The sequence below is a fragment of the Sphingomonas sp. DMC6 genome (assembly GCF_056314225.1).
Window position 1 is genome coordinate 146,647 of the sequence record NZ_JBQUYT010000005.1, and the last position, 12,148, is coordinate 158,794.

8 protein-coding genes are annotated in these 12,148 nt (G+C 65.5%); 7 read left to right on the forward strand and 1 reads right to left on the reverse strand.

Going from position 1 to position 12,148, the window contains the following annotated elements; genetic code table 11:
• The first annotated feature begins 132 nt into the window (after window positions 1-132).
• The 5 genes from ACT53M_RS13600 to ACT53M_RS13620 are packed head-to-tail and all read left to right on the forward strand — an operon-like array spanning window position 133 to window position 7,849.
• Window positions 133-2,637: an acyl-CoA dehydrogenase gene (locus ACT53M_RS13600; protein ID WP_476233994.1), complete on the forward strand. Its 2,505-nt coding sequence runs from the start codon at window positions 133-135 to the stop codon at window positions 2,635-2,637.
• Entirely contained in the window at window positions 2,634-3,944 is a 1,311-nt protein-coding gene (locus tag ACT53M_RS13605) for a 3-oxoacyl-ACP reductase (protein ID WP_476233996.1), read from the forward strand. Before ACT53M_RS13600 ends, ACT53M_RS13605 begins: the two co-directional genes overlap by 4 nt.
• On the forward strand, window positions 3,941-4,849 hold the full coding sequence (locus ACT53M_RS13610; protein WP_476233998.1) for a MaoC family dehydratase: 909 nt from the start codon (window positions 3,941-3,943) through the stop codon (window positions 4,847-4,849). Before ACT53M_RS13605 ends, ACT53M_RS13610 begins: the two co-directional genes overlap by 4 nt.
• The gene (locus tag ACT53M_RS13615) at window positions 4,842-6,128 is read left to right on the forward strand and encodes an acetyl-CoA C-acetyltransferase (RefSeq protein ID WP_476234000.1); all 1,287 of its coding nucleotides are present in this window, start codon (window positions 4,842-4,844) and stop codon (window positions 6,126-6,128) included. Before ACT53M_RS13610 ends, ACT53M_RS13615 begins: the two co-directional genes overlap by 8 nt.
• Window positions 6,125-7,849 (forward strand): AMP-binding protein, encoded by a 1,725-nt coding sequence (locus ACT53M_RS13620; protein WP_476234001.1) that lies wholly within the window; start codon window positions 6,125-6,127, stop codon window positions 7,847-7,849. Before ACT53M_RS13615 ends, ACT53M_RS13620 begins: the two co-directional genes overlap by 4 nt.
• 100 nt (window positions 7,850-7,949) lie before the next feature.
• Here the strand turns inward: ACT53M_RS13620 and ACT53M_RS13625 are convergent, their stop codons facing one another.
• A complete protein-coding gene (locus ACT53M_RS13625; protein WP_476234002.1) occupies window positions 7,950-8,912 on the reverse strand; it encodes a hypothetical protein in 963 nt (320 codons plus the stop codon).
• A 326-nt stretch (window positions 8,913-9,238) separates the two neighbouring features.
• Here ACT53M_RS13625 and ACT53M_RS13630 point away from each other — a divergent pair, with 326 nt between their 5' ends.
• Window positions 9,239-10,300: a ferritin-like domain-containing protein gene (locus ACT53M_RS13630; RefSeq protein ID WP_476234004.1), complete on the forward strand. Its 1,062-nt coding sequence runs from the start codon at window positions 9,239-9,241 to the stop codon at window positions 10,298-10,300.
• A complete protein-coding gene (locus tag ACT53M_RS13635; RefSeq protein WP_476234005.1) occupies window positions 10,297-12,144 on the forward strand; it encodes a hypothetical protein in 1,848 nt (615 codons plus the stop codon). Before ACT53M_RS13630 ends, ACT53M_RS13635 begins: the two co-directional genes overlap by 4 nt.
• The last annotated feature ends 4 nt before the right edge of the window (window positions 12,145-12,148 follow it).

Sequence of the window (12,148 nt, forward strand, 5' to 3'; positions counted from 1 at the left end):
AAGGCAAAGTCCGACGACAGCCCATCCCCAAATAAAATTTTTATAACAATGGATTGATCGAACTCCATCAACAAGCTTGACAGACGACCTCTCAATATTGACATTGATGTCAATATCAATGGAGCAAGCGTTATGTTCATGCCATTGTGGATCGCGGCCCTGATCGTTCCTGCGTTTATACTGCTGCTGGTGCGGGCTCCCGCCTGGCTCTGGGCTGCGGGACTGGCATTGTGGATAGCGACCGGCCGCGCCGCCGGGCTGGCGGGCGATGCGGCGCTGGCGGTGCTCGCCGCGCTCTGGCTTCCAGTCGCGTTGCTCGCAGTCCGTCCGCTCCGCCGCAGAGCGGTGGCACGCCCGCTCCGTACCTTGTTCCGCCGGGTCATGCCTCGCATGAGCGCAACCGAACAGGCGGCGATCGACGCCGGGACCGTCTGGTGGGATGCACAGCTTTTCGGCGGCCGCCCCGACTGGGCCAACCTGCTGGCGACGCCTGCGCCAAAGCTCAGCGTCGAAGAGCAGCGCTTCCTCGATGTCGAGACCGAGCATCTCTGCGATCTTGCTAACGACTGGGACAGCACTGCCGTGTGGCAGGATCTGCCGCCCGCAGCCTGGGCCTATGCGCGCGAAAAGGGCTTTCTGGGGATGATTATTCCCCGGCGCTATGGCGGCCTGGGCTTTTCCGCCTATGCGCACAGCCAGGTGATCCAGAAGCTGTCGACGCGCTGTTCGGCAGCGGCGGTTTCGGTGATGGTGCCCAACTCGCTGGGCCCGGCCGAGCTGCTGCTGCACTATGGCACGGAGGCGCAGAAGGACCATTATCTGCCCCGGCTGGCGCGAGGCGAGGAAATCCCGTGCTTCGCGCTCACCAACCCCTATGCCGGGTCGGACGCGGCCTCGCTCACCGACACCGGAATCGTGTGCCGCGAGATGTGGCAGGGCCGTGAGACGCTGGGGTTCCGCGTCACCTGGAACAAGCGCTACATCACGCTGGCCCCCATCGCTACCGTGCTCGGCCTCGCCTTTCGCGTGCATGATCCGGATCGATTGCTGGGCGGCGCGGAGGATCTGGGGATCACCTGCGCGCTCATCCCCCGCAACCATCCCGGCGTAGAGATCGGGCGCCGTCACTGGCCACTGAATGCCGTGTTCCAGAACGGCCCTACCTCCGGCACCGATGTGTTCGTGCCGATCGATATGGTGATCGGCGGGCGCGAGCAGATCGGCAATGGCTGGCGGATGCTGATGGAATGCCTGGCGGCCGGGCGCGCCATCTCGTTGCCGTCGTCCAATGTCGGCATGGCGAAGCTGGCGACCGGCAGCGTCAGCGCCTATGCTGCGATCCGGCGCCAGTTCAACGTGCCGATCGGTGCGTTCGAGGGGGCGCAGGAACCGCTGGCACGCATGGCCGGCCATCTCTACGCGATCGACGCCGCGCGGAAGCTGGCGGCCGCCGGGCTGGACCTGGGGGAAAAACCCTCGGTCGTATCGGCGATCGTCAAATATCATGTCACCGAGCGCGCCCGCATCATCGTCAATGACGGCATGGACCTGATCGGCGGCAAGGGCGTGTGCATGGGGCCGGGCAATTTCCTGGCGCGTGCCTATCAGCAGATTCCGATCGCGATCACCGTCGAAGGCGCGAATATCATGACCCGCACGCTGATCATCTTCGGTCAGGGCGCGATCCGCTGCCACCCCTATATCCTTGCATTGATGCGATCGGCCGAAGCGCCGGGCCGGGAAGGCTTGGTCACGTTCGATCGAGCGCTGTTCGGCTATTTCGGCTTCCTGTTCCGCAATGCGGCGCGGGCGCTGGCATTTGCGACGCCGGCACGACTGCTGCTGGCGAAGCCACGGGGCGCGGCTCCGGAAATGGCGCGCTATTATCGCAGCGCAACCCGGCTCTCTACCGCGCTTGCACTGGCGACGGACATCTCGATGGCGACGCTGGGCGGCACACTAAAGCGCCGCGAGACCGTCACGGGGCGGCTGGGCGATATTCTGTCGCAGCTCTTCATTCTGTCGGCGATCCTGAAGCGGTTCGAGGATGACGGCCGGCCTGAGGCCGATCTTCCCTTCATCCACTGGGCCGCACGCGATGCGCTGGCGCGGGCGGATGCGGCGCTGCGCGGGGTGATCGACAATCATCCGAGCCGCGCTGCCGCAATCCTCCTCCGCCTACTGGTGCGTCCGTTCGGCGGAATCGCCGCGGGGCCCGACGACCGGTTGGATGCCGACGTTGCCAACCTCGTGCAGGCGCACGGCCGCTCACGCGATCGGCTGCTGGCCGGGAGCTGGACGCCGCGCATGGAAGTCGATGCGATCGCCGCCACGCAGGTCGCTTTCGATTGCTATCCGGCCGTCGCCGAAATCGAGCGGCGGCTGCGCGACACGATCCGCGCCGGCGAGATTCAGCGGATGCCGCAGAATTATCGCCAGCTCGGCGGATGGGCTGCCGATGCCGAAGCCAAGGGCCTTATCGATGCAAACGAGCGGGCGCTGATCGCGCGCTTTGCGCACCATGCCGATCTGGCGATTCAGGTTGACGATTTTGCCGCTGACTTCGGGCTTGCTGAAGGATTGCGGCGGCGCGAAGCCGAAAGCACCCGCATCCCGCTGGCGGAGGCGGCCGAATGAGCGACCGTTATCTCGCCTTTGCCAATTCCGGGTTCGGCCACTGGCTAACCGGCGCGCTGGGCTTGCCCCAGCCGGTCCCGATCGATCGCGACCCGCAGCGGATGGCCCGCACCGCGCTGCTGGCGGACAGCGGCGACGGACGGATCATGCAGCAACTGGCGGCCGAACTGCACGCGCTGGACGTGGCACGGGTGGAGGGAAGCGAAGGCGCTGCGTTCGATGCGCTGCTGATCGACGCGACCGGGTGCCGAACCGTTGCCGACACCGATGCGCTGTACCGGCTGCTCCACGGCCATATCCGCTCGGTGGCCGCGAATGGCCGCATCCTCCTGTTCGCCATCGACCCTGCGGACGCCCCCGATGCCGAAACCGCCGCGATCTGGCGAGGACTGGAGGGGCTGACCCGCTCGCTAGGCAAGGAAGCCCGGGGCGCGATCGCCGTGCAACTCGTCTATGTGCCGCTCGCAGCGCCCGCCGCGCTCGGGAGCAGCCTGGCATTCCTGCTCTCCGGCCGGTCGGCCTATGTTTCGGGGCAGGTCGTCCACATCAGCGCCGCGAACTCGCCGCCACCCGATACATCGCGCCAGCGGGTCGTGCTGGTGACGGGCGCCTCGCGCGGGATCGGCGCCGCCATCGCTGCCTGTTTTGCGGGTCAGGGCGCGCATGTCGTCGGACTGGACGTGCCCGGAGCCCAGCCTGCGCTGCGCGAACAGGCCGCGCGGCTGGGCGGTAGCGCCTTGGCGCTTGATATAACCGCGGCGGACGCCCCGGAGCGCATCGCAGCGGATGCGGCCGGCCGCGGCGGCTATGATGTGGTCGTCCACAATGCCGGCATCACGCGCGACAAGACCATCGCCCGGATGGATGCCCCCCGCTGGGACAGCGTGATGGCGGTCAACCTCGCCGCGCCGATGCGGATCACGACAGCTCTGCTGGCCGCCGAGCAGATCCAGCGCAACGGGCGGATCGTCGCGGTATCCTCGCTCAGCGGGATCGCAGGCAATATGGGCCAGACCAATTATGCGTTGTCTAAGGCAGGCCTGATCGGCTGGGTGAAGCGGCTGGCACGCGACGTGGCGCCGCTGGGCATCACCGTCAACGCCGTCGCACCGGGCTTTATCGAGACGCAGATGACCGCCGCCATCCCCTTCACGATTCGCGAAGCCGGGCGGCGCATGAACGCCATGGGCCAGGGCGGCCAGCCGGAGGACGTTGCCGAAACAATCGCCTGGCTCGCGGACGCGGCCAGCGGCGGCATCACCAGCGAAGTCATCCGCGTCTGCGGCCAGAGCCTGCTGGGCGCATGACCCAAATGCCGGTTGTCGATACCGCCCTCGTTACAGCGCCCCCCACGCGGGGCGCCGTGCTGCGCGCCGGCCTCGCCACTCTGGCGAAGCGCTCGCCCGCCAGCCCGACGCTGCCCTCGGTCCGCCCGCTGCGCACCGGCCTCACCGTCGATGCGGACGCCGTGGCGGAATATCGTGCGCTGTGCGGCTTCGTCGCGGAACAGGAGGTGCCGCCCAGCTACCCCCATTTACTCGCCTTTCCACTGCATCTGGCCCTGATGATGCGCCGCGATTTTCCCTACCCGATGGCAGGGCTGGTGCATGTCGCCAACCGGATCGTGCAGCACACGGCCATCGCGCACGGCGACCGGTTGGACATCGCCGCCCGATGCGGCGCGTTCCACACCCATCCCCGCGGTCAGGCCTTCGCCATCCTGGCGGAAGTACAACGCGACGGCGCGACGGTGTGGCGAAGCGAAAGCAGCTATCTGCGCATCGGCGCGCCCTCTGCCCTCGGCACGCCGCTCGCGACGCAATCGGGCAACACCGCACCGACAGACGTGATCGCGAGCGAGACGATCCTGCCATCGGTCGCAAGACGCTATGCCCGCCTCTCCGGCGACCGCAACCCCATCCACATGTCGTGGCTGGGCGCCCGCCTGTTCGGCTTCCGCCGGCCGATCGCGCACGGCATGTGGACCAAGGCCCGCGCACTGGCGCTGATACTGCCGCCCACGCCGGCGGACGCGATGACCATCGACGTCTCATTCCGTGCGCCGATCCTGCTGCCCGGTGGCGCCAGCTTCTGCGCCACGCGACGCGACGCCACCACCGATTTTGCGGTGCGCGACGCGAGCGGTGCGCGCCTTCACCTGATCGGCTGCCTCTCGCGCGGCCACCCGATCCCGGAGACCGATCGTGCTTAGCATTCCCGCCCCCCGCCGCGTCGCGATACTCGGCGGTCGACGAATTCCATTCGCCCGCTCCAACACGGCGTATGCCGATGCCTCCAACCAGACGATGCTGACGGTCGTGCTCCAGGCGCTGGTCGAGCGCTTCGGGCTGGAAGGAATGCGGCTGGGCGAAGTCGCCGCCGGCGCGGTGCTCAAACATTCGCACGACATCAACCTGACGCGGGAAGCGGTGCTGTCGACCAGCCTGTCGCCCGAAACCCCCGCCTATGACGTGCAACAGGCGTGCGGCACCGGGTTGGAAGCGGCAATTCTCGTCGCGAACAAGATTGCGCTGGGGCAGATCGATGTCGGCATCGCCGGCGGCGTCGACACCACCTCCGATCCGCCGATCGCGATCAACGAAGGGTTCCGCCAGGCGTTGCTGCGCGCCAATCGTGCGCGCTCGATGGGCGCCCGGCTGAAGGCATTGGCAGGCATCCGTCCCGACCTGCCCTTCCGCCCGGAGCTTCCCCGCAATGCCGAGCCACGCACCGGGCTGTCGATGGGCGAGCATTGCGAGCAGATGGCGAAACATTGGGGCATCGCCCGCGCGGATCAGGACGCGCTGGCAGCGGCCAGCCACCGCGCCATGGCCGCCGCCTATGACCGGGGCGACTTCGACGATCTGGTCACGCCCTGGCGCGGCCTTGCGCGCGACAATAATTTGCGGCCGGACAGCAGCGTGGAGAAGCTGGCGCGCCTCGCCCCGGTGTTCGACCGCACGAACGGCACGCTCACCGCCGGCAATTCGACACCGCTCACGGACGGCGCGGCGGCCGTACTGCTGGCCAGCGAGGAGTGGGCGCGCGCGCACGACCTGCCGGTGCTCGCCTATCTCCACGCCGCCGAGACCGCAGCGGTGGACTTCGCCAGCGGAGCGGAAGGACTGCTGATGGCACCGGCCTATGCCGTGCCGCGGATGCTCGACAAGCTTGGCATCGCGCTGCAGGATTTCGACTTTTACGAGATTCACGAGGCGTTTGCCGCACAGGTGCTGTGCACGCTCGCGGCATGGGAAGACCCTGCCTTCGCGCGCGAACGCCTGCGCCGCGCCACGCCGCCCGGCGCGATCGACCGGGCCAGGCTGAACGTCAACGGCAGTTCGCTCGCCGCCGGGCACCCCTTTGCTGCGACGGGAGGGCGCATCCTGGCCACGCTGGCCCAGAGCATCGACCGCCGCGGCGGCGGGCGCGGGCTGATCTCGATCTGCGCGGCCGGAGGCCAGGGCGTAGTGGCGGTAGTCGAGAAATGAGCCCCGCGCCGGAGCCATCGGAAGACACCGATCGGCTCTGGGCCGAACGCTTCTGGACGCGCCACTACAGCCCCGGCGTCCCAGCCTCCATCGAGGCCGAGCTCGAAACCGCAGGATCGATGGCGGATGTCTTCGAGCGCGATGCAACGCGACACGCGGCGCGCGAAGGCTTTGTCAGCCTAGGCACCGGACGCACCTATGGTGCCGTACTGCTGGATGCGCAGGCATTCGCGGCGTGGCTGCAGGGCCAGGGCGTGAAAAAGGGCGACCGGATCGCGCTGATGATGCCCAATTGCCTGCAATATCCGGTCGCGCTGTTCGGTACGCTGTTCGCCGGCGCCGTGGTGGTCAACGTCAACCCGCTCTACACCGCGAGCGAGCTGGCACACCAGTTGCGGGACAGCGGCGCAACGGTGCTGGTCGTAATGGACATGTTCGCCGCCACCTTCGCCGCGATCCGCGAACAGACCGACGTGCGCCATGTCGTGGTAACGTCGATGGGCGACATGCTGGGGCCGGTGAAGGGGCGGTTCGTCTCGCTGATGCTGCGCGCCGCCGGGCAGGCGCCAAAGCTCTATCCGCGCGCAGGCATGATGCGCTGGCCTGCGGTTCTCAGACGCGCGCGCCGGCTGCCGTTCCACCGGGTTCCGATCGACCAGCAAGATCTGGCCTTCCTGCAATATACCGGCGGCACCTCGGGGGTGGCAAAGGGAGCAATGCTCACCCATCGCAATGTCGTCGCCAATGTGCTGCAGGGGCGCGCCTGGGTGATGTCGCAACTGCCGGACGACCGGCCGCGCACCAATGTGACGCTGCTGCCGCTCTACCATATCTTCTCGCTGACGGCGAACCTGTTGCTGTTCAGCGGTATCGGCGGCCGCAACGTGCTGGTGGCCAACCCGCGCGATACCCGGCGCGTGTCCTGGATCCTGCGCAAGGAGCGCTTCTCCGGCCTGGCCGGCGTCAACACGCTGTTCGCCAGCCTGATGGAAGACGATGCGTTCCGCGCCCGCGATTTCTCCGCGCTGGAACTGACCATCGCCGGGGGCATGGCCACGCATCCGGACATTGCTGCACAGTGGGAGGCGCTGACCGGCAAGCCGCTGGTCGAAGGCTATGGCCTCACCGAATGCGCGCCGATCGTCTGCATTCGCCCTGTCGACTTCGCGGCGCCGGAGCGGATGCGGCACAATGGCTCGGTCGGCCTCCCCGTCCCTTCCACCGAAGTACGGATGCGCCGACTGGACGGCAGTTGGGCCGCTATCGGCGAGCCGGGCGAGCTGTGCGTGCGCGGCCCGCAGGTGATGCGGGGATACTGGCAGCAGCCCGAAGCGACCGCAGCGGTGCTCTCGCCGGACGGATGGCTGGCGACCGGCGATGTCGGGGTGATGGACGCGAGTGGCGCGGTACGGATCGTCGACCGCATCAAGGACATGATCCTGGTGTCTGGCTTCAACGTCTATCCGGCCGAAGTCGAGGCGGTGATCGCCGGCCATCCGGATGTGGCGGAAGTCGCGGTGGTCGGCATACCCGATCCGGTCAAAGGCGAGCGGATCAAGGCAGTCGTCCATCCGCGAGAAGCAGGGCTGACCGCTGAGGCTGTCCGCGCCCATTGCCGCGAACGGCTGACCGGCTACAAAATCCCGGCAGTCGTCGAACTGCGCGACACGCCGCTGCCCAAGACCAACGTCGGCAAGATTCTGCGACGGGAGGTGCGGTAGTTACGCCCCACATGCGGCTGTTATCGTCGTAGCGGCCGGTTCCGCGGACAGGGTCGCCAGGGCCGCTAGTGGCATACCCCCTCTGCGACGCGGCTAGGCGCTATCGTTTCCAGCGGCCGATGTCGCCCCAGGTGGGCGCGCGCTTTTCCGGTGCGGCGCTGGCCTTGAGTCCGTTGCCAGCGCCTTCCGGCGGCTGGAAGAGCTGACAGGCGGGCAGCGTGTCGGGGTCGATACCGGCGACTTCAGACCAGATTTCCGGGCTGGGCTGGGTCGCGGCAAAATTGGTATAGTTCTGGCTGACATAGGGCGCATTGGCGGGCGCCAGGGGGTAGCCGGAAAAATAGAAGGACTGCGGCAGCACCTCACCTGCAGCATTGGCCTGAAAACCGTAGCCGAACAGAATGCCGCCCTTGTCGGTCAGGTCCGGACTTGCACCTACCTGCATCACATATCCGTTCGCCGCGCTCACCCAGAAGGAGTAACCTTGGCCGCCCGCACCGATGCGCGCACTGTCTTCCTTGCTGTAGGGAAGGTGCGATACGAAGTCGCGGCGCGGCGGATGATTGAGGCCCGAGAACAGGCAAATGCGCGGCATCCACGCGGGCCGCCCCTCCCCCGCAACGAAATAAGCCACATCGCCCAGGGATATGAATTTGCAGGAATAATGGTTGTCCAGCGGGAAGATCGGCAGGCAATATTCGTCGTACCGCTCTTCCATCGCCCCTTCCCCGGACTTGCCGCGCCAGGTGGAGTCGTAAAACGTCTTGCCATAGGAAGTCTGGTAGGTCGCGCCTGCCGGCGGCTTCCCCTGATAGGGCGGCGGATATTTGCCGGCATCGTCCCCGTAAACGCGGTACATCGTCCAGTCCGATTGCCAGTATACAGGCCATAGCGGATCGGCCGGCTCACCCTTTTTGCGCTTGTAGACGCAATTCTCGACCTGGCACGGGCTCGCCTCGGCGGGGTTGTGGGCGCCATAGGTCTGGTAGACCTGCGCAGCAGCCGGCGCCGCCATAACCATGACAGAGCCCGCGATCATCGAGAATAGCAGCCCCTTGGTCATCGGCTTCCCCTCCCGCAACGATAGCGAAATTATCGCAACAAGCCCCTCAAACCCGTAAATTCGATCTAATTTCATCGAATTCACACACAGCCTTCACATACTTCTCAAGATAAATATTTCATGGACTATGAGAATATGTCGACACGAAACATAACACTTGAGGATCCAAAACACCCCAATAGATGAAGCCAATATGGTTTATATTGCAGTTGACGAAAAATACGCCGCAGCGACCATAGCACCCTGAAGTCAGGCGGAGTCTCGATTGCATGTCGGGGCGGAGCGCCTGCAGGCGTCATGCGATATCCAAAGGGGAGATACCCGGGGTGATCAAGCTTTCCTGGTGCGAACCGCGCGGCCTAGCCGACGTACAGGCGCTGGTACAGGGCGCAGTCGATATCGAATTCTCGACCTTGCCGCCATATCTCTACGCCTCGCTCACCATCCTGCCCGACACCAATGCTGCAGCCAAATCCCGCCTGCAGTCGGTGATCATGCAGGAGATGATCCACATGTGCCTGGCCTGCAATATCCTGAACGCGATCGGCGGGACGGTGCAGATCCAGCCGCCCTCCTATCCGGGCACCCTGCCCCATGCGGTCGGCGGCAGCCTGGTCGTGCACCTCTACCCCTTTTCGCCGCAGGCCATGGAACAGGGCATGGCGATCGAGACTCCGCTTGAGCCGATCGAACCGCGCATGTTGCTCGCGAAAGGCAACGGCGAGGAAGAGGAAGTGACAATCGGGGTCTATTACGAGCGGCTGAAGCTGGCGCTGCAGGCGCTGCCCGCCTCGGCATGGACGCGGGACCGCAATCAGGTGACCGACGCACAGTTCTTCCAGGGGCAGGTGTTTGCGGTCAACAACTGTGAAGATGCCTGCAACGCGATCGACCAGATCGTATCGGAAGGCGAAGGGACGCCCAGGTCCCCGGAAACGCAAGGCAGCCCGCTCGATTTCCAGAACGAGCTGGCCCATTATTATCGCTTCTGGGAAATCCACAAGAACCGTGTCCTCCAGAAGGACGTTTCGCCTGACGGGAACGGCTCCGGCTATATGTGGGGCGGGCCGCTCGGCGTCGACTGGAAGGCTGCCTATCCCGCGATCACCGATCCTGAGCGCTATGATTTCAGTCGGGAATCCGAAGCGGTCCAGATCGCGCAAGCGAAGTGCAATGCCGCCTTCACGGCGATGGTGTACGCGCTGCAGGCGGCCTTTGGCGGAGTGCAGGGCCAACTCGGCGTAGCGGTACGCGCAATGTTCGATCTCCGCATGGCGGCGATGCAGGCGCTCAACACGCCGCTCAGCAACGGCTTGGTCGCGGGCCCGGCGTTTCTGTTCGAGCCGGTCGTCACCACCGAAGTTGCCGATATGGGAGCGGTAGCATGAGCATCCTCGAATTCCCCCGGATCTATTTCTCGGGCGAAATCAGCTGGGATCCCGTTACGACCAACAACAACACCTACGACACCTGGAAAGCCGATTATGACGAGGTGAACGCCGACCCGCAGCTCGACGGGCAGGCGCTGCGCCCGAACCAGGTCGCGCAATATCGCCAGACGGCCATCGAACAGATTCCCACGCAGAACTGGAACCCGGCGGGTACCTATCGATCGTTTTTCTACAATTGCGCCGTGTCGGGCGTCGACATCGGTGCGGGGTTGGACACGACCGATCCGTTCGTAAGCGCGCCGGCCAATTTCGCCGGCATGCTCGTCGATGCGGAGCCATATGGCCCCTATACGTCGCAACTGTTCTTCGATTCGATCCATCTCGGCATCGATGGGGGCTGCCGCATCCTCGGCAGCCCGGTGTGCCGGTCGAGCGACCGCTACATCAACTTCAGTGCCAATCGCGCGAATGCGTTCATCGCAGGCGTCGCCTCCGTCTTGTGGCAGGCCTGTTACGCTTGGGATCCGGACACGCTGACCATCGATGCCTTCGATTCCCCCGCCCTGCAGGCGCTGCGCGCCAGTATGGAGGCACCGGGCGTCAAAGGGCTGATGACTCGCTTCTGCACCTATCGAACGATCTATTATGACGACCTGAAGCTCGCCACCGGCTCCAAAGAAGAAGTGGCGAAGGAGGTCGAAGCACAGGCCAAGGCGCTGATGGAGAAATTCGCCGCCGGCGGGTTCCAGCCCAATCCGGCGCGCAGCCTGCTGGTGGGCACGGCCGGCATCTGGCGGGACACGGACCCGATGCACGAGCCCGGCGATCGGGCACTGGTCACCACGAACAAGAAGGTGGCGATCGGCGACGGGCTGGGCAAGGTTCCGTTCGGCACCGCCTGGGCGCGCGTGGATCGCGACAGGATCGCGCTTGACCTGTCAAACGCAGTTCCGTGGAACACGGTGACGCCGGACAAGGCCAATGTCGGCAATCTCCTGATCTCGGCGGGCGATGTGCCGATCGCGACACTGACGCCCGACCGCTATGACCAGGCCGCCTATCTCGCAACCTCGGGCATCGTCGATGTGCCTCTCCCCGTGTCGCAGGTCGCGCTCGACCTGAACGCACTGACTCTTTCGGTAGAAATTGACGACACGCCCACACCGCTTCTGGCCGAAGCGCCCCTCCGGGCAATCCCGCTCGCACCCAATCTCTATGTCAACCAGGGCGAGCCGGCATTGGCGCAGGCGCAGGTCTATGCATATGGCAAGCTGGCGGGCGCAGGCATTCGCGTCAGCCTGATTGAGGTCGGATCGAACAGCACCACGCCTGTTACAGCCGTAACCGATGCGAACGGGATGGTCAGCTTCTCGCTCGACAGTACGGCACCGACCGTCAGCGCCTTTGTCTTCGAGCCGGGCGACAATCCGACCGTGCCGATCTCGGCGGACGCATTCAACCCGCAGGTGTACACCTATATGTATCTGCGCGTCCTTCCCGGCGATGACGCCCTTGCGAAGCTCGAACCCAGCTGGGACAATGTCTATGCCCATGTCCTATCCTATTGGGAGGCGATAGCGCCGTGCATGGACAACTGGCTGCGCCTGGGCGACGAGGCGCAGGTGCGAGCCTATGCGCCGATCATCAAGAAGCTCACCGATCCCGGTTATTTCGAGCACTTTCGGTACATGCCGGTAACGCGAGACCTGACCCGCGGGCAGCGCGCCCTGCTCTACCGGTTCCTCGACAACGCACCGCCAAAAGCCAGCGAGCTTACCGAAGCGTCGCCTGCACCGGAGGCGGAAATCGGGTTCGCGGCGCTTGCCCGGCAAATGCGCTGAGCAT